The organism is Mycobacterium sp. ABE4_509, from assembly GCF_056160785.1.
Genome location: NZ_JBSWXU010000034.1, coordinates 1 through 24,992 on the forward strand (window position 1 = coordinate 1; position 24,992 = coordinate 24,992).

The 24,992-nt window shown below is 63.9% G+C and carries 23 protein-coding genes; 12 read left to right on the forward strand and 11 right to left on the reverse strand.

Features of this window, described 5'->3' with window-relative positions; translation table 11 throughout:
• Positions 1–1,004, forward strand: a 1,004-nt coding sequence (locus tag ACXAID_RS10115; RefSeq protein ID WP_475022073.1) for a cytochrome P450, incomplete at its 5' end; no start/stop codon positions are given.
• Between the two features lie 55 nt (positions 1,005–1,059).
• On the opposite strand, the gene ACXAID_RS10120 is transcribed toward ACXAID_RS10115, so the two are convergent.
• Positions 1,060–1,551, reverse strand: a complete 492-nt coding sequence (locus ACXAID_RS10120; protein WP_475022074.1) for a VOC family protein — start codon at positions 1,549–1,551, stop codon at positions 1,060–1,062.
• Between the two features lie 227 nt (positions 1,552–1,778).
• On the opposite strand from ACXAID_RS10120, the gene ACXAID_RS10125 reads away from it, so the two are divergent.
• Positions 1,779–3,074: an amidohydrolase family protein gene (locus ACXAID_RS10125; protein ID WP_475022075.1), complete on the forward strand. Its 1,296-nt coding sequence runs from the start codon at positions 1,779–1,781 to the stop codon at positions 3,072–3,074.
• A gap of 82 nt (positions 3,075–3,156) precedes the next feature.
• Here ACXAID_RS10125 and ACXAID_RS10130 read toward each other — a convergent pair whose 3' ends face one another.
• On the reverse strand, positions 3,157–3,858 hold the full coding sequence (locus ACXAID_RS10130) for a TetR/AcrR family transcriptional regulator (RefSeq protein WP_475022076.1): 702 nt from the start codon (positions 3,856–3,858) through the stop codon (positions 3,157–3,159).
• A gap of 405 nt (positions 3,859–4,263) precedes the next feature.
• Between ACXAID_RS10130 and ACXAID_RS10135 the strand changes: the two genes are divergently transcribed.
• The 7 genes from ACXAID_RS10135 to ACXAID_RS10165 all read left to right on the forward strand — a co-directional run bounded on the left by ACXAID_RS10135 (position 4,264) and on the right by ACXAID_RS10165 (position 11,948).
• Entirely contained in the window at positions 4,264–5,484 is a 1,221-nt protein-coding gene (locus tag ACXAID_RS10135) for a cytochrome P450 (protein ID WP_475022077.1), read from the forward strand.
• A gap of 87 nt (positions 5,485–5,571) precedes the next feature.
• Positions 5,572–6,930 (forward strand): phenylacetate--CoA ligase family protein, encoded by a 1,359-nt coding sequence (locus tag ACXAID_RS10140; protein ID WP_475022078.1) that lies wholly within the window; start codon positions 5,572–5,574, stop codon positions 6,928–6,930.
• On the forward strand, positions 6,927–7,448 hold the full coding sequence (locus ACXAID_RS10145; RefSeq protein ID WP_475022079.1) for a hypothetical protein: 522 nt from the start codon (positions 6,927–6,929) through the stop codon (positions 7,446–7,448). Before ACXAID_RS10140 ends, ACXAID_RS10145 begins: the two co-directional genes overlap by 4 nt.
• Entirely contained in the window at positions 7,445–8,662 is a 1,218-nt protein-coding gene (locus tag ACXAID_RS10150) for a cytochrome P450 (protein ID WP_475022080.1), read from the forward strand. The genes ACXAID_RS10145 and ACXAID_RS10150 overlap by 4 nt, the downstream gene beginning before the upstream one ends.
• Before the next feature lie 8 nt (positions 8,663–8,670).
• A complete protein-coding gene (locus tag ACXAID_RS10155) occupies positions 8,671–9,012 on the forward strand; it encodes a VOC family protein (protein WP_475022081.1) in 342 nt (113 codons plus the stop codon).
• A 55-nt stretch (positions 9,013–9,067) separates the two neighbouring features.
• A complete protein-coding gene (locus ACXAID_RS10160; protein WP_475022082.1) occupies positions 9,068–10,672 on the forward strand; it encodes an FAD-dependent monooxygenase in 1,605 nt (534 codons plus the stop codon).
• Between the two features lie 127 nt (positions 10,673–10,799).
• Positions 10,800–11,948 carry a class I SAM-dependent methyltransferase gene (locus tag ACXAID_RS10165; protein ID WP_475022083.1) on the forward strand — a complete coding sequence of 383 codons (1,149 nt, stop codon included), beginning with the start codon at positions 10,800–10,802 and terminating at the stop codon, positions 11,946–11,948.
• Positions 11,949–12,002: 54 nt separating this feature from the next.
• On the opposite strand, the gene ACXAID_RS10170 is transcribed toward ACXAID_RS10165, so the two are convergent.
• The 3 genes from ACXAID_RS10170 to ACXAID_RS10180 form a co-directional block, all read right to left on the reverse strand.
• Complete coding sequence (locus ACXAID_RS10170) at positions 12,003–12,701, reverse strand: sulfotransferase family protein (RefSeq protein ID WP_475022084.1); 699 nt, start codon at positions 12,699–12,701, stop codon at positions 12,003–12,005.
• A 92-nt stretch (positions 12,702–12,793) separates the two neighbouring features.
• Positions 12,794–13,948, reverse strand: coding sequence for an FAD-dependent monooxygenase (locus tag ACXAID_RS10175; protein ID WP_475022085.1), 1,155 nt, complete (start codon positions 13,946–13,948; stop codon positions 12,794–12,796).
• Between the two features lie 9 nt (positions 13,949–13,957).
• Entirely contained in the window at positions 13,958–15,559 is a 1,602-nt protein-coding gene (locus ACXAID_RS10180; RefSeq protein WP_475022086.1) for an FAD-dependent monooxygenase, read from the reverse strand.
• Between the two features lie 666 nt (positions 15,560–16,225).
• Here ACXAID_RS10180 and ACXAID_RS10185 point away from each other — a divergent pair.
• Positions 16,226–16,678 carry a hypothetical protein gene (locus ACXAID_RS10185; protein ID WP_475022087.1) on the forward strand — a complete coding sequence of 151 codons (453 nt, stop codon included), beginning with the start codon at positions 16,226–16,228 and terminating at the stop codon, positions 16,676–16,678.
• Between the two features lie 327 nt (positions 16,679–17,005).
• Here the strand turns inward: ACXAID_RS10185 and pdxT are convergent, their stop codons facing one another.
• The 3 genes from pdxT to ACXAID_RS10200 all read right to left on the reverse strand — a co-directional run bounded on the left by pdxT (position 17,006) and on the right by ACXAID_RS10200 (position 19,454).
• Positions 17,006–17,629 (reverse strand): pyridoxal 5'-phosphate synthase glutaminase subunit PdxT, encoded by a 624-nt coding sequence (pdxT, locus tag ACXAID_RS10190; protein WP_475022105.1) that lies wholly within the window; start codon positions 17,627–17,629, stop codon positions 17,006–17,008.
• A gap of 166 nt (positions 17,630–17,795) precedes the next feature.
• On the reverse strand, positions 17,796–18,731 hold the full coding sequence (gene pdxS / locus ACXAID_RS10195) for a pyridoxal 5'-phosphate synthase lyase subunit PdxS (RefSeq protein WP_475022106.1): 936 nt from the start codon (positions 18,729–18,731) through the stop codon (positions 17,796–17,798).
• 465 nt (positions 18,732–19,196) lie between these two features.
• Positions 19,197–19,454, reverse strand: a complete 258-nt coding sequence (locus ACXAID_RS10200; RefSeq protein ID WP_475022088.1) for a hypothetical protein — start codon at positions 19,452–19,454, stop codon at positions 19,197–19,199.
• A gap of 379 nt (positions 19,455–19,833) precedes the next feature.
• Here ACXAID_RS10200 and ACXAID_RS10205 point away from each other — a divergent pair, with 379 nt between their 5' ends.
• Both ACXAID_RS10205 and ACXAID_RS10210 read left to right on the forward strand, forming a co-directional pair.
• Entirely contained in the window at positions 19,834–21,093 is a 1,260-nt protein-coding gene (locus tag ACXAID_RS10205) for an MFS transporter (RefSeq protein WP_475022089.1), read from the forward strand.
• Between the two features lie 88 nt (positions 21,094–21,181).
• Positions 21,182–22,000, forward strand: coding sequence for a tyrosine-protein phosphatase (locus ACXAID_RS10210; RefSeq protein ID WP_475022090.1), 819 nt, complete (start codon positions 21,182–21,184; stop codon positions 21,998–22,000).
• Here ACXAID_RS10210 and ACXAID_RS10215 read toward each other — a convergent pair.
• The 3 genes from ACXAID_RS10215 to ACXAID_RS10225 all read right to left on the reverse strand — a co-directional run bounded on the left by ACXAID_RS10215 (position 21,931) and on the right by ACXAID_RS10225 (position 24,885).
• The gene (locus ACXAID_RS10215; RefSeq protein ID WP_475022091.1) at positions 21,931–22,896 is read right to left on the reverse strand and encodes a DMT family protein; all 966 of its coding nucleotides are present in this window, start codon (positions 22,894–22,896) and stop codon (positions 21,931–21,933) included. The genes ACXAID_RS10210 and ACXAID_RS10215 overlap by 70 nt on opposite strands.
• 88 nt (positions 22,897–22,984) lie before the next feature.
• The gene (locus tag ACXAID_RS10220; protein ID WP_475022092.1) at positions 22,985–23,665 is read right to left on the reverse strand and encodes a response regulator; all 681 of its coding nucleotides are present in this window, start codon (positions 23,663–23,665) and stop codon (positions 22,985–22,987) included.
• Positions 23,665–24,885: a sensor histidine kinase gene (locus ACXAID_RS10225; protein WP_475022093.1), complete on the reverse strand. Its 1,221-nt coding sequence runs from the start codon at positions 24,883–24,885 to the stop codon at positions 23,665–23,667. The genes ACXAID_RS10220 and ACXAID_RS10225 overlap by 1 nt, the downstream gene beginning before the upstream one ends.
• Positions 24,886–24,992 lie beyond the last annotated feature (107 nt).

Here is a 24,992-nt window from a genome sequence, read left to right on the forward strand (position 1 = left end):
CATCTGGAAGGCCCCCGCCCAAGACATCATCACCAAAGTCCAACGCGGCCGCGCCACCCTCCACCAGATCAAAACGCAGACGGACCACTAGAGCGCTGACCAGAAGCGACATCGATGCATTCCGGCCCCGGCTCGACGCAATCGCCGAAGCCAACGCCGTGCGACTCGCCGCGCAGGACCCGCCGGCGGACTTCGTCGCCCAGTATTGCGTACCTTTCTCCAAGCAGGTGATGGCTGCGCTGCTTGGCGTAGACGACGCAGTGTTGGAACAACTCACTCGACACTACGACGCACTCATCGCCATCGACCCCGCTCTCGAAGCGAGCATCCAGGCCGGCTGGGAAGCCTTTCGTGATCTCGTACTGGTGGTGCTGGAGGAGAAGCGTGGCAGCGTCCACGACGATCTACTCACCCGTCTGCTTGCCAATTTCGAGCAGCAATCAGAAGTCGATGAATCGCACCTGATCGGTCTGGTAGTCACCTTGCTGGCCGCAGGAATCGGAACGCCGATCGTGCAATTGGGAAACGGGATGGCGAACCTGCTGCGCCACCAGGATGAACTCGCCAAGCTGGCCGCCGATCCCACTCTCGCCTCGGGTGCGGTCGAGGAGATCCTGCGCTACAACGCACCGGTCGAGGTTGAGCACCTGCGAATCACCACCGAGCCGGTCACCTTGGCCGACGCGGTTGTCCCCGCCGGCAGTCCGGTGCTCACGTCGATCGCGTCCGCCAATCGTGACGCAGGTAAGTTCTGCGACCCCGATCGGTTCCAGATCGACAGGAGCCTTGAACCGCATTTGGCTTTCGGGTTCGGCCCCCATGTCTGTGCAGGCTCTGTCTTGGCTCGCGCCCAACTCACCTCGGCGCTGCGTGCGGTACTGCGACACCTACCCGACGTGCACCTCGCGGTGGACCACGCAGCGTTGCGCTCCAAACGAAAGGGCTTGCACTCCGTGGGAATCCGCGAACTGCCGATCTCGTGGACGTGGGAGTCCGACCGATGAAACCGGTAGGTCTCCGATGAGGCCAGAAGCTGGAGTGCCGCCCGTCTCGCGGAATCTAGGACGGCTCGACAACCTCGATCGGCCAACGCGACCGAACCTCGTCCATCTCCCGAGGTGAATACGGCGCTACCACCGCGATGACCCATCCGTCTGGGTCCTGCAGGACCATCTCGATGGTTCCCCAATAGTACTTCTTTATCGCTGATCTCGGCCGCACCGACGACTTGTCAAGCAAGGGGATCAGAGAACTGACACGAAGTACGGCCGACACCTTGGGCGATTCTATCCGAGAAGCGAATATCGACTTGTCTGGAATCGAAGCATGTCCGTCTGCTATCTCGATACAACCTCCACCGTCAATCGCATACATCACCCCACGGTGTCGGTCAAGCTCGGTCGATGTAGTGTCGGAAAACGTCGCCACGAACTCACCGTCGCCGTAGGCAAGGCTCGGCCGCAGCCCGAGATAGTCCTCGTAGAAGGCTCGTGAACGCTCGACCGAGGCGACTTTCAGATGAACCCCGAAGCCCGTGACCAATTGCGTCATTGCGCCGCTCGTTTCTGCTGTGTTGACATGATCGCACCAACTGGCCCGACACCACCTCGGCAGTCAGCCCTCAACATGCTCCCGCGACGGGGCCGGCGCTACCGACGGCTGCGCCCCAGCGAAAGCTACCACGATAAATCGCTCCTGCGCAGCATCATTCGCCACGAGCAGTACACGCGGTTTGCGTAGCGCACGCTGGTCGTTGATGATCGGGCCATGCATGCTTCGTGGTCGTCGCCATGACGACGAGGACCGTTCGTGTCGATACGGTGTTGTGTGGCGCCCGCCTGGCGGACGGCACCGTCGTGGACGTACGACTGTCCGACGGCCGCATCGTTGACGTCGAGAGCGCGCGCCGCCGGCCGACCGGTGGTGATATCGATCTTCGCGGTTACCTGCTACTGACCGCGCCGGCCGAGCCACACACCCATCTCGACAAGGCATTCACCGCCGACTGCATGCCGAACGCGACGGGTGATCTGCATGGCGCGATCGCAGCGTGGCGCCAGCATCGCGCGACACTCGCCGGCGAGGACGTGTTCGAACGCGCGCACCACGCCGCAATGGCGTTCCTACGCAACGGCGCCACTGCCATCCGCAGCCACGTCGACGTCGGGGCGGCGATGGAATGCCGGCTTCTGAAGCCGATCCTTGCACTCCGGGAACAATGCCGTCAGCTGTTCGACCTACAAGTGGTCGCGATGGTGAACATGCCGATCACCGGGGACGAGGGGCGTGACAATCTAGCCCAACTGGAACAAGCCGTCGAGTTGGGTGCCGACGTCATCGGCGGCACTCCGTTCATCGATCCTCACCCGATCGCCTGTCAGCGGCTGCTGCTCGAGATCGCGGCGGCCGCTGGTCTGCCCGCCGACCTACACATGGACGAGACCCTCCAGCCCAACGTACTCACCGTGGCCAGCCTCGCCAAGGAACGCAGGCGGGCGGGCATCACTCACCGCGTCGTGGCCAGCCACTGCGTTAGCCTGGGCGTGCAACAACCTGACGTCAGACAGCAGGTCGCCTGCGCACTCGCTGCGGGTGACATCGCCGTAGTCGCCTGCCCGGCAACCAATCTCTACCTACAGGGCCGCGGTGGTCGAGCGCAACCACCCCGAGCGCTCACGGCCATCGCCGAACTCGAATCGGCGGACGTCCTACTGGCAGCCGGCGGCGACAACATCGCTGACCCGTTTTATCCGTTGGGGCGGGCAGACCCCTTCGAGACTGCAGCACTGATGGTCACCGCAGGCCAGCTCACACCCGAGCGCGCCTACGACACGGTGTCCAGCCAGGCGCGGCGGCTTATGGGGCTTCCCCCCGCGACGCTATCTCGTGGGTCGGCTGCCGAGTTGTTGGCCATCCGCGCCTCATCCGTCCGCGATGCTCTCGCAAACCCCTTCACCGACCGAATGGTTTTCCGTCACGGACAGCTGGTGAGTTCCACCGTCGTCGAGCACGCCGGACGCGACTGCGCGCCGCCCGTTCGCCCACGAAACGCCGGCCAATCGACAGCCCCCTGACCGCTGGCTAGCGTGTTTCAGGGGCACTCCAGCGCCACAGAGACGATGACTGCTGGAGTGCCGGATGCCGGCAGGTCTGCCGTCAAGTGGCGAGGCGACCGCCGACATCCGTATTCGAAATGCCGCCGGAGTTCGACTGCATTGGTTTCGTCGGGTCCACGTGGATCCCGTGTTCGTGCAGATGGCGGTCAACAAGCAGCCAGCACTGCGCGGTCAACCGATCAATGAGCCCGTTGCGATCCTCGTTGCGGCGATCGAGCCAACGCAGGACGGATGCGTCGACCAGGCCGATGATTCCGACCAAGGCGGCTTCCGCGGCATCTGGGTCGTCCGAGAAGCCTGGGAGATAGCGGGCGACGGCCGTGGCCAGTTCGGCGGCGACGTCACCACGCGCAGCGGGCCACGTTCCGTGCGTGGCGAGTTGGATACCTCGACCGACCAGAAAGCGATACAGGTTGGGGTGCTGTTGGGCCCAATCAACCTGCGCCTCGATGGGCGCACGCACTACTTCGAGGGGAAGGCACGCGCTCCCGAGGCGGTCGGCGACGGCTCTGCGTAGCTGGTTGTAGGCCCGCAGTGCCAGTGCCCGGTCCAAGTCGTCTTTGCTGGCGAAGTATCGGTAGAAGTTGGGGCGGGCCACGCCGCCGCGCTCGGCGATCTGGCCGGTCTGTGCGTCTGGCCCGAGTTCCTCGATGGCAGCGCCCGCGGCGGCGAGGATCTCGTCACGCCGATCGGCCACTCGGGGTTCGGCACGCCCGTCGGGCGAGACCTGCTTGCCACTCACGAATTCAGCTTACGCGGTGACAGCCGTGCATCCGGTGGTTGACCATCCGGGAACGGCGTGGAGGCGGTCGCGATACTGAGCGCATAACCACACAAGATCCCGCGCGTTCGGGGTCGCGGAAGCAGAGCAGCCCGCAGACGAATCGTCCGCAAGAGTTGGTCGCCGCGGATGCCCTCACGCATCAGCATCTATTGTCGCCCAGCGCTTTCAGGGACACAGCATGCGGCGGCGACTAGAGATTGCGCGCCGCTCCACAGTCAGAAGTCAACGCCGAGTTCGGGCTGCCTCACAATGGGCAGCCCTTGGTCTGTGGTCAGGAGCTTCCAGTTCAAACTCTGCATCCGGCGATACACTCTGTATCATGGCAGTAGGTGATGGCCGAACGGACGTCGGGGAGGTCTGTACGTGAGCGTTAGGGCTGACACGAGCGTCGCGGCGCCGCATCTGGACATCCTCGACCCGGACTTCGACTACGAATCGGCTGAGGTGGCCGCGGCCCGGGAAGCGAGCTGGTACGCGACGACCCCGCTGGGGCCCATCGTGCTACGCCACGCCCAAGCGTGGGAGATCCTCCGGGACCGGCGTTTTGTGCCCGGTGGCCGCCGCTACATGCACTCGCAGGGAATCACCGAGGGCCCACTGTACGACTGGTTCACCGGCATGCTGGCCAGCCGCGACGGCGCCGACCATGCAAGGTTGCGGGGGCTGGTCAACAAGGCATTCACCAAGCGGTTCGTCGAGAGCCTGCGACCGTTTGTGCGGTCCACCTCCGAACGGCTGGCTGACGAATTGGCCTCCCACGATGAGGAGCGCGACTTCGTGGCCGCTTTCGCTCGACCCGTCGCAGGGTTGGTGATGTGCCAGATGTTGGGTGTTCCGGCCGCCGACTACACACAGTTCACGCGGTGGGTCGACGACCTGGGCCTGGTGTTCAACACCGCGAGCGAGTTCCCCCGGTCTGAGGCTGCATTGATCGGCATGTCTGAGTACGTCAACGACCTGATCACAGAACGTCGCGCGCATCCCCGTGATGACCTGCTTTCCTCATTGATCACAGCCGAGCAGGCTGGCGACAGGCTCACGGCGAAGGAGCTCCACGACATGGTGCTGCTGCTGGTATGGGCCGGCCAGGACACCACAACGCGCCAGCTCGGCCGGGCGCTGCTGGCATTCAGCGAGCACCCTGACCAATGGAAGATACTCGCGGCCCGCCCGGCGATGGCCGAGCAGGCTGTGGAGGAGGTCTGCCGGTGGAGCCCGCAGGCTCGGGTGACGTTCCGCTTTGCCACCGAGGACGTCGGCATGCACGGACTGACCATCCCGGCCGAGACGATGATGTTGGTGTCGATCGTCGCAGGCAACCGGGATCCACGGGCGTACGCCGACCCGGAACGGTTCGACATCACCGTACCGAGAACAGCAGGCCAGCTGGTCTTCGGCGGCGGCATCCACGTGTGCCTCGGGATGAGTGCCGCGCGGGTCGAGCTCGCCGAAGGACTCATCGCGCTCACCGGCAGGCTCGGCGCACCGTCGGTGGTGGGCCAGATCAAGTGGCCGCCGCCAACGGCGATGATCCACGGCCCGGAATCTCTCCCGCTGCGCTTCGCCGACCGCTCGTCCGAGTGACTAGATAACAAGGAGCCAACGGTGCTACTCGTACGTGACACGCAGTACCAGGCTTACGCTACATTTCGGTTGGAGCGGCATCGCGAAGTGATCGCCGACGTTTTCGCCGGCCGTGCGGACTTCCCCCATTTGCACTCGGTGAAGCTCCCGGAAACCCTGCTGGCAGCGTCCAAGGCGCCCTTGTACGAAAGCTGGCTACCGGCGCTGCTCAACGAAGGCACCGCGGACCAGTCGTTGGAGACCCTCATGGGTAGGATTCCGTTGCTCAGCAAGCGCGACTGGGGCCAGCGCAGCCATGACGCTTTCGCCCAACCGGTGGGCGAGTTCCTGCACTACTACGAGACATCCGGAACAACCGGCCCGCCATCGGCGGCACCGAAGGCGATAGACGATCTCATCGTCAACACGGTGAACATCGGCGAGATGTGGGCGCGACTGCTCAAACCAGACGATGTTGCGCTGATCCTCATCATCGCCCCAATGGGGCCCGCCCCTTACCAATTCGAGAAGGTGTTCGAGTACTTGGGCATCATGTCGGTGAAACCGTGGGTGGACTACATCGACGGCGACTACACGAAGGTACTCGACCTCATCGAGATGCTTGCGATCAATGTGTTCGTCGGAGCGCCCTCGCGTCTACTGGCAATGATCCAATTCGCGGTAAGACACGATCGAGCTGTCCCGCGCTTCGACCATCTCCTGCTGATCGCCGAACACACAGGTCCCGCGCAGCTTCGCCACCTGAGCCGGTTGACAGGCGCGGGAGCTCATGTCGGCAGCTACGGCTCGTCTGAGACCGGCACGACAGCAGTGACCTGCGAGCGTAGCCAACTACACCTGCAGCTGCAGAGTTACGTCGTAGAGGTGATGGACCAGCAGGGACAGACCCGCATGGTCGACGGATCCGCCGACAGCGGCGAGATGGTCGTCACCACACTGGATCTACTGAGCCGGCCACTGCTGCGATACCGGACGGGCGACCTGATCGAGGTCGATGACCAACCATGCCCGTGCGGGCTGCCACTGCCGGTCGTGCGCACCCTGGGACGGGCCAAAGACGTCCACGACATGCCCGGCGGCACAGTCCGCCAGGAGGATCTCGAGTCCGCACTGTGGGCCGACGGGCTGTCGGGCCCCACCCCACTCAACTACATGCTCGTCGTCCGAGGAGACACGCTGATCTGTCTGGTCACCACCGACCTTCCCGCCGATGGAGATTGGGCGAACGACGTCGCGCGGCGACTCGACCCGTTGTACCCGACGCATCGGCTTGTCGTGCAGCCCGTCGAGGTGCTGTCCCCACTCGCGTCCCTGAGCGGTGACCTGGGCTGGAAACTCTCACGAATACTGGATCTCAGCGACGAACGGGCGTGGAACCGCCTCCCGGCTTCGCTGAGGCCACTTGTCCGAAAAGCATTCAACGAGTCTCGGGAGATAGTCGCATGATAGGCAACGAGCAAGATCAGCTCCCCGCCGCACTGACCGATCGCGAAAAGTTCGAGTTCGTGCTGGGCGTCTACTTCCGTACGCAGGCGGCGATCGAGAAGTACATGGGTCGAGAACGCCTGCCGGAGTGGACGGCTCACGTGGCAAAGATGAACACCGACGCGACCAAGAAACGGCTGTCGGACCCGGTCGAACGGGAGCGTAGCGTACTCGGTGGACTCGCCAAGATGCTCGACGTCTACGGCTCGGACAAGACGCTGACTGAGAACGACGGCGTCTACCGCCTCGATGTTCGCCGCTGCGGAATCTACGACTACCGCGAGCGTGCCCGCGACCAGGGAGTCGAACTCACCCTGCCGATTCCCTGCGAGTTCTGTGTCGACCTGCACAACCACACCGCTGCCAATCTGGGTATGTCGGCCGCGCACGAGCTCAAGCACCGCGGCTGTCGATGGGTCTGTCACCGCCCAGGCGAGGATGCCGGGCTCGGCGCCCCCGATGAGACGCGACGCGCGTGACATCGACTCAGACCCCACCGCTGCCCTATCGACGCAATCCGGGCTGCCCGTACGACCCAGCTCAGGAACTGCGCGACCTGTCAGCCGAGCACCCGGTTGCCCGGGTGTCACTGACCAGCGGCCTCGACGTGTGGCTGATCTCACGCTACGCCGACGCCAGACGAGTCCTCGGCGACGCGCGCATCAGCAGCGGCGTCACGACACCCGGATCGGCGCTGCCGAAACCGGAAGACCGCACGCTCGAAGAGGAACTCAGCCACCGGCAACCGGGCACGTTCCTCGAGTACGACCCGCCTGATCACACCCGTCTTCGCGCGGTGGTAGCCGGTGAATTCACATCAGGAGCCATGCGTCGGCTCAGGCCACGGATCGAGGCAATCACCACCAGCTGCCTCGACGCCACCGAAGCCGCTGGCCCACCCGTCGACCTCGTGACGACGTTCGCGCTGCCGCTTCCTTCCCGGGTGATCTGCGAGATGCTCGGCCTGCCGATTGATGACGGCTTCGACTTCGCGAGCCACACCAAGGTGATGACCGATCTGATGGCATCTGCCGAGGAACTCCTGGTGTCACGAGACGCGATGCGCGGATACATGCGGGCACACGTCGAGCAACAAAGACACGATCCCGGTGACAACATCCTCGGACGGCTGATCCTCCGGCACGGAGACGAACTCGACGACGAGGAACTGGTCGGGATCGGCAACCTCTTACTGATCGCCGGCCACGAGACCACCGCGATGATGCTCGGCATCGGCGCGCTCGCTTTCCTCCAACATCCCGAACAGATGACGGCATTGCGCGACGACCCTGCACTTGTCGCCGGTGCCGTCGAGGAATTGCTGCGCTACATCTCGATCGCCAACCACGGTGCCGTGCGGACTGCGCTGCAGGACATCGAGGTGGGCGGACAGCTGATCAAGAAAGGAGAACTGCTGATCGTGTCGATACCGCTGGCCAACCGGGACGAGACCCGCTACGACGATCCCTACCGTTTCGATGTCTCACGTAAGCCGAAGCGAGACCAGCTCGCGTTCGGGTTCGGTATCCACCGCTGCGTCGCCGCCCCGATGGCCAGGATGGAACTACAGATCGCTTTCCCGGCACTGCTGAACCGCTTTCCGAACCTGTGTCTGGCGGTGCCGTTCGAGCAAATTCCGGTGCGCACGTCGAACGCTACCCATGGCGTCGACGCGCTGCCGGTGACTTGGTAGGAGATCGAGTGTCGAACATCGCCGAAGTCGTCGTGCGGGTTTTCGTCGAGGATCTCGACGACGCACTGCCCCTGTACCAGAAGCTCTCCGGAGTCGACGACGTCAACAAATTCAGCTTCCGGGATGTGAACCTCGCCAGCGTGGGGCCGTTCCTGCTGCTCAGTGGAAACACCGCCGCCTACCGGAATCGGGTCGCCACACTGGTGGTCAACGACATGGCGTCGGTGATGGCGGCTCTGGAACAAGCCGGCGGCGAGGCTCTCGAAGGACCCTCACCCACGACGAACGGTGAGCGGCTCATCGCCCGCCACCCGGACGGGTCGGTCTTCGAGTACATCGCACCGAGCTAGCACACAGCTCACAGAAGCGTTGGGAAATTGGTAACTCGACAAGGGATACGGTGAAGTGCCAGCTGAGATTCGCACGTCAGTACTGGTCGTCGGGGGTGCACTGTCCGGCTTGTCCAGCGCACTGTTCCTGAGAAGTCTGGGAATCGAATGCCTGCTCGTCGAACGCCATCGCGATCTCCTCGTTTTCCCACGACTGAGCGGGATCACAACACGCACAGTGGAGGTGTACAGCCAATTCGGACTGGCAGATCAGATAGCCGAAGCCAGCGAGATCACCCGCGTGGAGGTCATCAACGCCGAGACGATCGCCGACCGGGACTGGCTACAGCTCGGTGCCGGGGAGAAACGAACGTCGATTCCCCAGCACCGGCTGGAGGCGATCCTGCGAGCCGAAGCTCAGCGTCGAGGCGCTGAATTGCGCTTTGCCACCGAACTGCGTTCCTTCACCGAAGACACCACGGGTATCACCGCAGCCCTGCGGGATCATGACTCAGACACGGAAACCGTTGTCCGGGCCGACTATGTCATCGCTGCGGACGGCGCCGACAGCAAGATACGGAACACGCTGGGTGTTGAGTCCGAGGGCGTGGGGATCATCGACCGCAGATTCACGGTGTTCTTCGAGGCTGACTTGGAGCCTGCCCTCCAGGGGCGGCACTTCGACATTGCACACCTGCGGCGACCGCGACCGGGCACTGTCCTTCTTCCGGCTGACAGTAGTGGCCGGCACTGGCGATTTCAGACTAGTTACAAGAAGGAAGAGTCCCTGAAGAACTACTCCTCGGAGCGACTAAGATGCCTCATTCGCGAGGCGGTAGGTATTCCGGACTTGAGAATCCGCCGGTTCCTGCCTCTAGTTCCCGGAAGCGATGTGCGGGTTCTCGAGTTCGTGTTCGGCGCCTGCGTTGCTGAGGAGTATCGCCTGGGCCGAGTGTTCTTCGTCGGCGATTCCGCGCACCTCATGCCGCCGGCCGGGGGATTCGGGGGAAGCGCCGGTGTGCAGGATGCACACAATCTGGCCTGGAAATTGGCCGCCGTGTTGCACGGTCAGGCGGGAACCGACCTGCTCGATACCTACCACGCTGAGCGTCGCCCAGTCGGAGTGACCAGCATGCAGCAGGCACTCGCCCGCCTGGCGGAGCGAAACCTACTACCTGCCAATACCCAGATCTCGTCCATCGAGCCTCACCTGGCCGTGGGATCGGGGTATCAGTACCGGTCCAGCGCCGTGCTCGGCGCACCCGACGCCGCAGCTTCCAGACTGTTGCCGCCCGACGAACAACGCGGCCAACCCGGCACTAGAGCTCCTTTTGTGACGGTATGCCTTGATGGACAGGAGATTTCGACTCTCGATCTGTATGGTTCAGGCTTCGTGATACTAGCTGGATGCGCCGGTGGCAGCTGGCTGCAGGTGGCACATTCGCTCGCCGCTGATCTGGGCATTCCCATTGCCGGATACCGGTTCGGCCACGAATTGCAGTCGGTTGGTAGAGATGCACATGAGGCCCATGGCATCGGGGCTCACGGCGCTCTTGTGGTACGTCCGGACGGATTCGTCGCATGGCAGGTCAAGACCGGGATCGCCAGTCCGGCGGATGAGTTGCGCAGAGTCATGACATCGGTCCTGCATCGTCCAGTGGCGCGGGTTGAGCCGGCGTGAACGACGCATCGGGCGGACTCAACAAACATCTCGTTGTCGCTCAGGAGGGCATATTGTCTGCGAATGCCTATGATCTGGTGCTCGACTCGGCCTCTGCGGGCGCATCTCGTACCGAAATCGGGCCGTCGTGATCGGCGACGGCTACGGCGCAGATCCGGTGACGGAAGCGAGCAGGGCTCACCAGGTGCTCACGACGTTTCGAGACTACATGCTCGGACCTACGCGATTCATGACCCTGCTCAGCTGTTTCGAACTGGGCGTCGTCGATGCGCTGCGGGAGAGCCCGGGCGGTCGAATGACAGCGCAAGAACTGGCCGCCCGGGCGGGCGCACCGCAAGCGAGGATCGAACAGCTACTGCAGCTTCTCATCAAAGATGACTTCCTCAGCTATGACGCATCGTCGATGTCCTACGCACTCGACGGACTGGCATACCTATCGGAGGACGACTTCACGCGCATCCTGTCTCAGGCCAGCATGATCAAGTCGGTCTGTCTACGCCAGCTCTACTTCCTGACCGAGAGTGTGAAGACGGGCAGCGTAGTGGGACTCAAGGAGTTCTACGGATTCGACGGCACGCTGTACGACGCATGCTCAGTTCACGAAGACCTTCGACTTACCTGGGGCAATCGGATGGACAGGGTCACGGGGCTGACCGATCCGTGGTTCTTCGCCAATGTGGAGATCAGCGCGGGCGCAAAGGTACTCGACCTCGCAGGTAACACCGGCCTAGGAGCGATTCTCACTTGGCAGCTCAAAGGGTCTCCGGGCCTACACATCACGTGTTTCGACCTTCCGGAAAAGGAAGCGGCGGCGCTCGAGAACTTCAAGGCTCACGGCGTCGAACAGCACTGCGGATTCGTGGGCGGGGACGTGTTCGCCGGGCTTCCGGGAGGGTTCGACGTAGTCCTGATCAAGCATTTCCTGGACATGTTTGACATGGAGAACGTACTCGAGGTCCTGCAGGCGGCCCACGACGCACTCAATCCGGGCGGCCAGATCTGCGTCCTGGTCCCGGTCTATCCCGAAGACCTCAAGTCCTGGCCTTCTGCTGACTTCTTCCCTGCCTACTTCCTCGGATGCACCATGGGACAGGGTGGGCCACAGAAGCTGTCTACCTACCAGACATGGATCGAGTCGTCTGGGTTCACAGTCACAAAAGCCATCGCCGAAGATGTGAGGCAGATGCCGCCAGACAAGCTTGCGGTGCTCGGGATCCTCTGCGCCACAAAGGTGGACTCGACAACGGATGCGGCGAGGACAGACGCAATCCGGTAGTAGGCTCTCGACCGCAACTAGCCTCGGTGGGCCGGGCTCCCAATTGGTGACAGCTCAGCCTTGCGGCTGTTTCTCGTTCTCCCACCATGCGAGAAGTGCTGCCATGTCGCGAGCAATGGCTGCTTGCTTGAAACCGTGCGACTCGTTGAGCGAAGGAAAGGGCCCCTGGGGTACGGGGACGGCGAGGAAGTGACACAACGGTTCCCACCCATCCTGTGGCCTCCAGACCAACAACCGATCGGCGGGGACCGTCCGTACCACCTCGTCGTTCCAGCATTCCATCATCTCGACGAGTCGCTCTTGTTGACCAAAGGTGCCCGCGAAGGGCGCAGTGCCGATCCATTTCGTCGAGATGGCCAGGTCGAGAAAGCGTCGATAGTCATCGTCAACGAACGTGCGGGCCCGCGAAAGGTGGTACATCAGCGAGTTACCGAGTTCGACCGACCACAATGTGTCGAGAACACTACGTGCGAAGGACTCGCCGTCGCGCACGCTGAGCAACACCTTGGCGTCTGGATAGACGTCGATCAGTTCACGCCAGTGGTATGCGGCGGGCCAGTCGACGGTGGCTTCGAAGCCGTCGAAGATCTCGGCCCAGGCTGTGTGCCCGTCTCGGGCTCGCTCCCAGAGCTCGACCTCGGTCAGATTCTCCAACAGGTGCTGCATGTGGTAGCAGCGAAGGCCCAGCGTCTCCAGGGCGACCTTTTGGGTCATTGTCCCAGTGCGGGGCAAGCCCGCGCCGATCAGCCGCATTTCAGCACTCCCTTTGCGCCAACAAATTCAGGACAGCGCGCCGACCAACTCGGTACCGGCCGAATCGCACGCTTGCGCTCCCCGACAACATGTCAGATGGCTTCGGCCATGCGGCTATGCGCTGCGGCGGTGATCGAGTCACGGTCGACGTCTTGGGTCCCTCCCAGCTCCCATTCGCAGATCGCCAGGGAGGCATCGGTCAGAGCCTTGCAGCGCTCGAACCGCCGGACCATGAATGCCTGGAACGCATCGGGTATTTCGTCGTTGCTGGCCAGTTCCTCACCGAGCACGACGGCGTCCTCTATCGCCAGCGCTTCGCTCTGCTTGAGATGCGAAGTCGTGGCGTGGGCGGCGTCCCCTATCACGATGACCCGTCTGTCGAACCACGGCGATGGCAGGTTGACCACCTCATAGGGCCGCCAATTCACGCGATCGGCACCGCGGATGTCATCACGTACCTCGGCGATGAGATCGCCGAACGGCGCCAGATGCTCACGGAGCTGTTCGTCGAGGGGCGTCGTAGCTACCGGTTCAGCCTGGTTGACGTTCAGGAACAGATCCATCAGGTCGTTGCGGAGAGGTACCAGGCCGACCTTGCTGCCATCCGGTGAGAAGTAGAGATGGCTACCCTCGAGATCATCGAGGCGCGGTAGCGTGTATCGCCAACTCGACTGCCCGGTCGCCTCCGGCTTACCGAGGTCGCCGAACAGCATGGGACGCATCACTGAGCGAATGCCGTCAGCGGCAACGACGCCGTCGTACTCCGCCGAGCTCCCGTCGGAGAATGTCACCGCGACCCAATCGGCGCGCTGCTCGATGGCCGCCACGGCCCGGGACGCAGTGACGGAGATTCCGCGTTCGATCGCCGCGGCCAGCAGGACGCCTACCAGATCATCGCGCAGGATACCCAGCATCGGCGGCAGACCTGGTCCAGCTTCGGGCCTGGCCGGCACCGTCTTCAGTAGCGTGCCGTCAAGCCGGTGCATGCACGTCGTCTCGATTGCAGCACCGCGCGAAATACACGCGCGGGCGAGTCCCAAGGTGTCGAGCGCCCGGATTGCGTTGCCCACCAGTGCAACCCCAGGACCGGCTGGGCCAACCCCGTCGACAGGGAGAGCCCCTGTGAGCATCGGGGGCGGTTCGGCCTCGACGAGCTCTACGCTCCGACCGGTCGCGTCCAATGCTATCGCCGAACATATTCCCTCAACAGTTGCCCCGACGATGAGGATGTCGCGGTGCTTGGCCATCTTCAGCCCCTACTCTCCGGCACGGTCGAGCACGGCGGTCACGGCTGTTCGGAGCATACGCTCGGGGTCGGGGGCTGCCGTTTCAGAGCGCCACGCGACGAACCCGTCCGGGCGCACCAGGATCGCGCCGTCCGGGCCGATACCGTGAGCAGCGTGCGTGTCGGTATCATCGGCCGCCACGAGCTCGTGGCCGAGGCGGTAGCCGTCGACGGGTACGGCCAGGTCATCCGATAGCGAGCGGGCGGCCCCCAGCCACGGCTCCCCGTCCCGGCCGGCGAGCACCACCAACCGGTTTCCATACACGTCCAGCGTGGACTCGTGCTGTTCCGCGGCGATCGGTACGCCGGGCGCGCGAGTGCCCGGCTGACCGGCCAGATCCTCCGGGTTCAGCAGCGCGAGACTCGTATCGCTGGGCAGTGCGCCGGGCACGGCGGCCGACCTGTACTGGTAACCGAAGACCACGGCCGGGTGCGGCGCCATCGCGGGGATGGTGTGTCCGTCCAGGGCCGCGGGATGGCGGTTGGACATCTGAGCCAGGGCCTGCTGTAGGGTCTGCGCCCCCACTGGCCGCCGCTCCGCCTCGTAGCTGTCCAGCAGACCCGGACATGCCTCTCCGCGCAGCACAAAGGCCAGCTTCCAGGCCAGGTTGTGCGCGTCCTGGATACACGTGCTTCCGCCGAATCCACCTGTAGGGGGCATGATGTGAGCCGCATCGCCTACCAGGAAGACCCGCCCCTGGCGGTAGCGCCGCGCGAGCTGCGCACCGAAGTTGAAGTCCAGGACTTTGACGTCAAGCCCCGGGATGTGGGACATGAACGTGAGGTCGAGGTCGGCCAGCCCGACTGCCTCGCGGATCAGACCGGCCAACCGCTCCTCCGGATAGTCGGAGAGCGACTCCAGGTCGGCGGGATAGCCCACCTGAAACGACCACCGAGCTCCGGTATCCCCGGTGGGGAACAATATCGTTCCCGCCCGTGGCTGTGTGAGGAAGGCGAAGTCGGCGAAGCGCCCCCGGGTCGCGTCACTCAAATCGGCGGCGAACATCGCCGTGAGTCGGCGTTCCACGGTACCCAGGCCGTCGCAGTCGATACCCAACCGCTTGCGGATAGGACTGTCCGAACCGTCGGCCGCGATCATGTAGTCGGCTTGAACGGATGTCTCGATGCCTGTGTCGCGGTTCCGGATTACGGCGGTGACACCATCACCGTCCTCTGCGAATGAGACGAGCTCGGTTCCGAATCGAAGGTCGACACCCCTACCCTTCGCTTCGGCGAACAGGATTCCTTCCAGCTTGTCCTGGTCGATCATGACCAGTTCCTCGTTGCCGGTCGGCACCATCTCCCATTCGTCCGAGAGAGTTCCGGCGCGCGCAATGGTCACCCCACGCGGATCACTCGCGTCCGTGATCGTTTCACCCAGCCCGCACTGGCGGTAGATCTCGGCCGAGCGATGCGTGATGCCGTGCAGCCGGGGGTGCACCAGGAGATCGGGATGTCGTTCAATCAACATGCACGGAACGCCATGACTACTCAAGAACACAGCGCTGGAGAGTCCGCTAAGCGCACCGCCCACGATCAGCACGGGTGGGCGATCAACAAAGGGAAGTTCCATTCTGCCTCCGCATCTCGTGGACGCGCCAGGTGTCACGAGCGCTCGGCCCGGCCACCTCAGCGTGTGATACACACTGTATCGCCGCAGCGGTGATGCAACAACCGGTAGCCGGTGCACGAATACACTTCGCGATAGGCTAAGTGTCGCAGCCGGCGCTTCGGGAACCCAGTCGCCTTCACCCAGACCGCGTTGGGTCAGCCGCATTGCACATCGCGCCATTCACGAACAGCTAGGGCATTCGATGCCCGGCCCCAGGTTCCAGACGTTCTCAACGTCCGCGGCCGAACTCGGACTTCAGTATCCGCCGAAACTCGAGCAAGGCCTGCCAGACGACAGCCGAATTCTCCTACGAGACTTGATATCGACCGCTTACCAGGTGCCGCCCGATCGAAGGGGAACTTCCTCTGAAGACTGGGGCAAGTCGATTCCTCGCGGATCCGAACGTCGGAATCAATGCGCACGAGAAATACATCAATTGCTGAGCCGGACAACTACTTTAGCTTCAGTAGATGCCGTTGCCTAAGTCGCCCCAGGAACAAAAATGGTGCTAGGTTCATTCATGCCTACGCAGCCAACGAAGTCGCCGGCCGAAGTGTCCGACAAGTCTGCACCAAGTCGCCGGCGGGGTTGGCTGCCCTGTTCCTCCGACGATTCGAGGCCAGCGTCATGCCGACGAAGTTCACCGACGACTCGATCGCATATGTGGAGTTGTATGTCTCGGATGCCGTTCCAGCGCTGCAGACTTTGACCGCCGCCCTGGGCTTCAGTGCCCGTGCACTGGCGGAGCACCCGGACCGCTACAGCGTGCTGTTGAGCAGAGGACCGACCCGGCTGATCGTCACAGAGCCACGCGGCCAGGGTCCGGTCGCCGAGTGGCTGGCCGCGCACGGGGACGGGGTGCGCGACATCGCATTGTGTCGTTCCGATCTGGACTACGTGGCCGACCATTCACGACAGACACTGTTGCCGGTGGTGGGGCCGCGCGTCGACGCCGCCACCGGCACACTCCATGCACAAGTCGGTGGCGTCGGCGCCCTGCGGCACACTCTCCTGTGCGCCCGTGACGGCACCAACATGCCGCCTGGCTCGGATTGGCAGCCGCTACGCACCATCGCCTAGCCGTCCCAGCCCATTCCAGGGCTGTCGATCAGCCGGCCGCCGCGGCGACAGTGCAACAGCGCCCCCATGTCGCTGTCAACGTGACGACCACATGCCGACCCTGCAGCCGTCCTGTGCATCTCTGCACAACGCACCGGCGGCGCGAGTCACACGCGGCCGAGCCGGTCACAACCTCGGGTCGCCGGCACATCCCCGGTCACAATGGCACAATGGTCAGCGAAACCCCAAGCGGGGGCCGCTAGCTCCGGTAGGTGAATGACCCGCCCTAAAAGGGAGACAACGCTCGATCACCCACCACCCGGCACCGTAGTGGCCACCCTCCTGCGCTCATGCGTCGCCGGTCACGATGTCGACGAACAATCCATGAACTCGACGGTCCGCGGTGATCTCCGAGTGAAAGGCCGTCGCGAGGACCCGGCCCTGACGTACCGCGACGATGTGATCGCCATCGCGACTCAGAACCGTCACCCCGGCGCCGACGCGTTCTACCCACGGGGCCCGGATGAAGACAGCGCGCACCGGTTCCCGGAAGCCGTCGAACGGAAGGTCTCGTTCAAATGAGTCAACCTGGCGGCCGAATGCGTTTCGCCGAACTGTCATATCGATGCCATGCAGTGGTAGAGCCTCCCGACCCGGCACACCGGCGTCGACGATCTCGTCTGCAAGCATGATCATGCCGGCGCATGACCCGAACGCCGGCATACCATCGCCAAGGAATGCATGCAGAGGTTCGAGCATTCCTAGGTCGCGCAGCAGGTGGCTGATCGCGGTGGACTCCCCGCCTGGGATGACCAGCCCGTCAAGCCCCTCGAGTTCGGTGCGGCGTCGCACCTGCTGCGGTGCCGCACCACTGTCGTACAGTGCTGCAACGTGTTCGCGGACGTCGCCCTGCAATGAGAGAACGCCGATCCGAGGAGCGTTGCCGCGGACCGGGGGCGCAGCTCGCGTCACGCCACCCGGTAGGTGAGGAAGCGAAGGACGTTCGTAGAGCACTGCGTTCACCTATCTGGGTCTGGGGCTCACGGCCGCGGCACCTGTCGTCGCCTCGCAGACGGAACCATGAGGCACACCCACGTCACAAGTGAGCTGCCGCTTGTCCCCTAAGGCGCCCCCGGGGCTACCAACCGCGCTCGGCCAGCCGGTGCGACACCGGAATATCATCCACGTTGATACCGACCATGGCCTCGCCCAACCCCCGCGACACCTTTGCCAACACGTCCGGGTCGTCGTAGAAGGTAGTTGCCTTGACGATGGCGGCCGCTCGTTGGGCCGGGTCACCGGATTTGAAGATCCCCGATCCCACGAAGACGCCCTCGGCCCCGAGCTGCATCATCATCGCCGCGTCAGCCGGGGTGGCGATACCACCGGCGGTAAACAACGTCACCGGCAACTTCCCCGCCCGCGCCACCTCCTGCACCAAGTCGAAGGGCGCCCGCAGCTCCTTGGCTGCAACGAACAGCTCGTCCTCGCTCATCGAAGTCAACCTGCGTATCTGGGCACCGATGCGCCTCATGTGTGTCGTCGCGTTGGACACATCTCCGGTACCAGCCTCACCTTTCGAGCGAATCATCGCCGCCCCCTCGGTGATACGCCGCAATGCCTCGCCGAGGTCGGTCGCGCCACACACGAACGGTACGGTGAACCTCCACTTGTCGATGTGGTTCTCGAAGTCGGCGGGCGTCAGCACCTCGGACTCGTCGACGTAGTCCACCCCCAGGCTCTGCAACACCTGCGCTTCAACGAAGTGCCCGATGCGCGCCTTGGCCATCACCGGAATCGTGACCGCCGAGATGATCCCCTCGATCATGTCGGGGTCACTCATTCGCGACACCCCACCTTGTGCCCGGATGTCGGCGGGCACGCGCTCCAGAGCCATCACCGCAACGGCCCCGGCCGCCTCAGCGATGCGGGCCTGCTCAGGCGTAACGACATCCATGATGACGCCGCCCTTGAGCATTTCGGCCATGCCACGCTTGACCCGCGAAGTACCGGTACCCTCGCCGATGGAAGGTTCGACCGGTCCGTTCGATCCGTTCTGTTCAGTTGCACTCATCGAGGGCATCTCCAGTTCATTGGTCAAATAGTGCTTTTGACAGGCTCACTACTGTGGACCGACCTCGGCCGTAGCGGTGACTGCCATCAGCCGGCGAGCACAATGCATATCGAATCGCTCGCCTGCAACGTCGATGGCGGGCATCGCGCAGGTTTGGCGGATAGACAATTCCTAGCAGGAGTTGACGATCCACACCAGTCATCTTCTGGGATTCATCAAGCCGCGACTGATTAGCCATGATCGTTTGGACTTTTTTGCTGGGTGACATGGTTGCGCCGACAAACTGACTGCCCTAGTTCGACACGGGTTTACGTGGCGTTCGCACGAACAGGATAATAACTATTGCATCGATGGGTCACTACTTTCGATTCAATGGACTCTCGGTTTTCGATCCGGTACACAAGAGCCGAAGAGATGCTCGGTTCATGCTTCCCGCATCCTGCGTTGGAGTCTGACTCACATTGTTCAGCAGCTATTTTCGGCAGACTTCGGGAGGTTGACGATATCGGCTAATCCCACTTCTGCCAGGAATGCCGTGCCCAGTGCGTCGTTGCTTTGCTCAGCGATGTCCAGCATTCCGGCGCCGAATGATATCGGCCACTGTGCCGGCACGGCGTTCACGTACACATCTGCGAAACGGTTCTTAAAAGAAGGGTCAACTCTCGGCTGCATCGAGTACGCAAAACTGGTCGCCCTGTTTGCTGAACTTGCGGCAAATTGCACACTTGCATCCTCTAGATCACCTAGGACCACCAAGGCGCCCTGGATGAGCGGTGCCATCAGCGCCGTCTCGTGCGAAGCCGGCGAACTCCCTATCAGCGCAGTCGCACCAGCGCGCCGAACGCGCCGGGCCGAGGCCCGCCGCCAACCTCAACCGTCCCATCGATCGTCCAGACGTGCTACGGCCCAAATTGTTTCGAGTCACTGGTTAGCTGACTGTCGCAAACCGACAGCGACGAATCCCGCCGGTTGCCCGCAGCGTCGGCTCTCGCAGTGGGCCCCTAACAAGGAGTTCGGAACAAAGCTGCCACGCACTCCCGTTAGGTAGGCGGCCCGACATGTCTAGGTGTGTCGCCGCCCAGGAAATCATGGAGCGCAACCGATGAGCACAGAATCTGCCTCGACCAACCGAGGGCGCGGTGCGATCGCCTTGATGTGCGATCCAGCCTTCGGCGCGCTTTTCTGGGGCAAGCTGTTGGGCATCGTCGGGATATGGGCGCAGAGCATTGTGGCCGCTATCGTCATCTACGATGCGACCGGCTCCGCAACGATGGTGGGCCTCCTGGCGGTGATGCAGTTCGGGCCGCAGGTGGTGCTGAGTCCGACCAGTGGCAAATGGGCGGACTCTGGAGATCCGGCACGTCAGATTTTCTTCGGCAGAATCCTGTGCGTGATCGGTGCCGGCGCTACGGCGGCCTGGCTGGGGCTCGCGTCAAGCCACGACGAGGTCGCGGTGCTACTCGGGACCCTTGTTGTCGGAATCGGTTTCGCAGTGAGTAGCGCGCCAATACAATCCATCGTGCCGAGCCTGATTCGCAGTGGGGAGCTGCCCACTGCGATGGCGCTCAGCAGCGCTCCGATGCCGATCGGACTGATGGTGGGTCCCGCCGTGGGCGCGCTCATCGCCGCGAACCTAGGTGCGGCACCGGCGTTCTCGGTCAGCACGGGCCTGCACTCCGTCCTCCCAGTGCTTCTGCTGGCCGTCCGTTTCCCGGCCCCAACGGAACGAGGTCCCAGTACCGATTACCGGGTGCGAACCGGGCTACGCTACGTGTGGCACGACCGCCCGTTGCTGCTGGCGCTGCTAGCCGTTGCCGCAATCGGATTCGCATCGGATCCTTCTGTCACCCTCACACCGGCCTTGGCTGAGGAACTCGGCCGTGGCGTCAGTTCGGTCGGCCTGTTGTCCGCCGCCTTCGGCGTCGGGGCAACGATCGCTCTCCTGCTGTTAGCGTGGCAACAAGGACGACTGTCTTCAGCACGGACGTCATCGATCGGACTATGGCTACTCGCCGTCGGCTCTGTGCTGCTGGCCATTGCCACGAACTTCCCGTCAGCCATGGCAGGCTTCGCCGCTGCGGGGTTCGGCTTCGGCTACGCGATGGCGGGTCTTACCACGTTCGTCCAGGAGCGTGCACCCGATGAGTATCGGGGTCGGATCATGTCATTGTGGCTGGTAGCGTTCTTCGGCTCACGTCCGATCGCGGCGGCCGTATTGGGTGGGACGGCCGACCTGTTGTCGGTACGGGCAGCGTTCGTGCAATGCGCCGCGCTGACGACAGCAGTCGCGCTCGTGTTCCGGCACAGGCTGCTCAAGCCGCAGCGAACCCGAGGAGCAGGGTGCGACACAACAACGCGCTAGCTCGAGTGCGACCCATGCTCGACGACCGGACCCGGGGACACGCCTCGAGATTTGCCGTCTCGGTTCCCGCCATCAGCAGGACGCCATAGTGGCCGTCGAACTCGGAGAACTTCCGGGCGCGTGGAACTTTCGCGACGTCGCGGACCGGACCGGCATCGCGGGGGGACGACTCTACCGATCCGGTGAGCTGACACGACTCGACGACGCCGGCAGAGACCTCATCCGCCGGCTCGGCATCAATGACGTAGCGGATCTGAGGACCCCGCGAGAGGTCGAGCGCCGCGGCGCCGGCTTGGTGCCGAACGGGGTCGAGGTTCACCTGCTGCCGTTTCCCGACCACGGCAGCGCCGACGGCGAGGCTCCGCACGAGTCGGCCTTCCGGCGGATCATGGGCGAGGTCACGGCGAAGCGGCCCGAGACCGACGACGTCTCGGCGGCGGCCATACGCTATCTGACCGAGGAGTACCAGCGGTTCCCGCTACTGGGCGGAGCCAGGCGGGCAGTACACCGGGTAGTGACCCTGCTGTCCAGCGACCGCCCGGTGATCACGCACTGTTTCGCTGGCAAGGACCGCACGGGTTTCACCGTGGCGGTGGTTCTCGAGGCGGTCGGCGTAGACCGCGATGCGATCGACTCCGATTACCTGGCCAGCAACGATTCGGTGGGATTGTTCCGAGAACGTGTTCTCACACAGATCCGCGACCGCGGCGAATTGACTACCCCGGAGGCATTCGCCCTGGCCGAAGCCCGGCTGACCGACGAGGTATTGAGCGTTCGCGAAGACTACTTGACGGCCGCACGACGCACCATCGACGACAGCTACGGCTCGCTGGGCGGCTACTTGGACGCCGCCGGAGTGACCGCCGACCAGCTGGCAAGACTGCGCTCGGTGCTGCTGGGCCATTGAGCCCAGCGCAATTCCAGCGCCGGTTGATCAGCACAGATGCGCGGCATGTCTGCTGGCCGAGGAGTCTCGGTTGTCAAGGCGGGGTCGGGCGGACCCACACACGGCTCAGCTTGGGCGGCCGAAGGGGATGAACCACCTCGCGCCAGACCCACGACACCGATGCCCGCCAGCACCGCGGCGGCCATGGCGAACTCAGCACCGACAGTGCCGAACCGGAAGTCATCACCCAGGAACATAAACCCCAGCGAGGCGGCGACGACGGGATTGGCCAGGCTGACCATGGCCAACGGCGCAGCCAGGCCGCCTCGATAGGACAACTGTCCCAGAAGGTATGAGGCCGCCGCCAGCACTACCACCGTCGCTGCCACCATCACCGAGAACGATGTGGTCGTCAGCTTGATCAGCACCGACACCACGCCGTAGCCGACACCGGAGGCCGCCGCGAGGAACAGGCTGCGTGTCGGCGAGGCGCCGACACGCCAGGCCAGCCACGACAACACGACGGCGACGGCGGCGCCGCCCAGCGCCAACGGCAACCATGCATCGGATGGCGTTGTCGCGGTGCCAGACTCCTTGACCAAGCACATCAACACCGCCAGTCCTGCCACCGTCGACCCGGCGTTGCGCCAGGCGGGTAGCGGGATCGGCGTCTGGTCGCGCGCTGCTTTGAACAGCAACCCCAAGAGCAAGGTCAGGGTGCTCAGTGCCTGTACCACCGCCACGGTTCCCAGTCCCAGAGCTGCCACATGGGTGGTTCCACCCAGCACAGTCAAACCGATGGCTCCGGCGCAGTAGGCGCCGGCCCCCCGACTGCATCGAGCCCAATGTTCCTGAAGCACGGCCGCGCCCGCGTAGAACGCCGCTGAGGTAACCGCCAGGATGATCGCCCATGTCATGCTAATGAGCCTGCCCGGACGCGGCGCCGAAGTCGTCGTGCCGTGGGAGGATCTCGCGGTACTACAGCTGGAGTACGCCGGTTGGCGGCTACGTTGCGGGCTGCTGATATGGCTGCGCGAGGCCGCTCTGGTAGGCGATCACCACCAGCTGTGCCCGGTCGTGGGCGCCGAGTTTGGTCATGGTCCGATTGACGTGCGTCTTGACGGTCAATACGGACACGACCAGCTTCTCGGCGATTTCGGCATTCGACAACCCGGCGGCAACCAGCTGCAGCACCTCGCGCTCACGGTCGGTCAGCACAGCGAGCTCACTCGAATCCGACACCAGCCCGGGGTCAGGCTGCGCCACCACCCGTGAAATCAGGCTGCGGGTCGCACGGGGAGAGAGTAGCGCCTCACCGGCCGCGACCACCCGGACCGCCTCGAGCAGTGCCTCGGGCTCAACCCCCTTGTTGAGAAACCCACTGGCACCGGCACGAAGCGCTCCGAAAACGAGGTCGTCGACCTCGAACGTGGTCAGGATCAGAACCCGGACATCGGCCAGGCTCTCGTCGGACACGATCTGGCGGGTCGCCTCGATTCCGTCGAGGCCGGGCATCCGGATGTCCATCAGAACCACATCGGCGTCGCACTCCCCCGCCAGGTGCACCGCCTCGGTGCCGGTGCCGGCTTCACCGACCACCTCGATGTCCGGCGCGCTGTCGAGCAAGACCTTGAATCCGGCCCGGATCAGCGCCTGGTCGTCGGCCAGCAGCACCCGGATCGCCATCAGAGCTCACCCGGGACCGGAAGGAACGCCGTCACCACGAAAAACCCATCCTGGCAGGATGTCTGCAAAGTGCCGTCTACCATGGCCGCGCGCTCCCGCATCCCGAACAGGCCGTAACCCATACCGTCCGCGCCGTCACCGGCCGCCGGGTTGTCCACCTCGATGCCGAGCCCGTCGGCGTCATACCGCAGAACCAAGTGTGCGGAATTCCGGCTGCCGTGTTTGTGCGCATTCGTCAGCGACTCCTGAACGATCCGATAGGCCGCGAAATCGATCGCCGGTGGCAGGTCGCGGGCCTGACCCTCCACACGGTACTCGACCTGCATGCCGGCCGCCGACAACGACTCCAGCAGGGTCTTCATTCCTTCGAGCCCGGTGGCCGGCTCCAATGTCTGGTCGTGGTCCTCAGATCGAAGCACCCGCAAGATCACGGCCAGTTCCGAGATCACTGTGCGCGCAGCCTCCTGGACGTGGCCCAACGCCTCGTCCACCGCGTCGGGCTGCGAGCGAAGAAGATGAGCGGCCACACCCGCTTGGACGTTGATCAGGGCAATGTGATGGGCCACCACGTCATGCAGTTCACGCGCAATGTGAATCCGCTCTTCGACAACCCGGCGCCGGGCTTCCTCGTCGCGGGACTGTTCGGCGCTGCGGGCGCGACGCTCCACCTCGATCACGTACGAGTGTCGTGACCGCGCGGCGTCGCCCAAAGCCACCGTCACCACCGTCCAAGCCAGAAGCGTCTCAGTGTCGATCCAGGTATCACCCGGCGCCCGAACCGTGCCCACCACGATCGCGATGCCCACACAGGCCCCGGCGGTCCACGCAACGCGCCGACTACTCGCATAGGCGACCGTCCACAAGATGATCAGGGTGGCGACCACCAAACCGGTCTGCCGGCTGCTCAATGTACCGATCAATAGCGCCGGCACACTCGCCAGCGTCAGCGCAGCCAGCGGCCAGCGTCGACGCATCGTGATCAACACCGCCGCCCCCAGCGCCACAGCCACATCCACCGAGTCCGGTCGCCGCGAGTCCAGCTGTGGGCCTGGTCCGACGAGGATGATGGCGATGGACAAGACCGCCACTATCAGTCCCAGCGCAGCGTCGATCAATCCCGGATGCCGGGACAGCACCCACTCTTGGCGCAGCCCGGTCCTACGGATCGGCGTCTCTGCTGATTGCCGATCAACGGCCTGCCCCGAGCGCGCAAGCGTCAACCTGATGGATCACCTCCCGCGTCAACAGCAAAGATCCTGGCGGCGGCTACCGACCTCGGCCCGCGGCAGACTCCCCGCATCGGATGCACCTACAAAGTATGCGACAG

Excerpts from the sequence above, each read along its gene's own strand:
- ACXAID_RS10120 (WP_475022074.1), bottom strand. The coding sequence starts at position 1,551 with ATGACGCAATTGGTCACGGGCTTCGGGGTTCATCTGAAAGTCGCCTCG.
- ACXAID_RS10145 (WP_475022079.1), top strand. The coding sequence starts at position 6,927 with ATGATAGGCAACGAGCAAGATCAGCTCCCCGCCGCACTGACCGATCGC.
- ACXAID_RS10170 (WP_475022084.1), bottom strand. The coding sequence starts at position 12,701 with ATGCGGCTGATCGGCGCGGGCTTGCCCCGCACTGGGACAATGACCCAA.
- ACXAID_RS10175 (WP_475022085.1), bottom strand. The coding sequence starts at position 13,948 with ATGGCCAAGCACCGCGACATCCTCATCGTCGGGGCAACTGTTGAGGGA.
- ACXAID_RS10180 (WP_475022086.1), bottom strand. The coding sequence starts at position 15,559 with ATGGAACTTCCCTTTGTTGATCGCCCACCCGTGCTGATCGTGGGCGGT.
- ACXAID_RS10185 (WP_475022087.1), top strand. The coding sequence starts at position 16,226 with ATGCCGACGAAGTTCACCGACGACTCGATCGCATATGTGGAGTTGTAT.
- pdxS (WP_475022106.1), bottom strand. The coding sequence starts at position 18,731 with ATGAGTGCAACTGAACAGAACGGATCGAACGGACCGGTCGAACCTTCC.
- ACXAID_RS10205 (WP_475022089.1), top strand. The coding sequence starts at position 19,834 with ATGAGCACAGAATCTGCCTCGACCAACCGAGGGCGCGGTGCGATCGCC.
- ACXAID_RS10215 (WP_475022091.1), bottom strand. The coding sequence starts at position 22,896 with ATGACATGGGCGATCATCCTGGCGGTTACCTCAGCGGCGTTCTACGCG.
- ACXAID_RS10220 (WP_475022092.1), bottom strand. The coding sequence starts at position 23,665 with ATGGCGATCCGGGTGCTGCTGGCCGACGACCAGGCGCTGATCCGGGCC.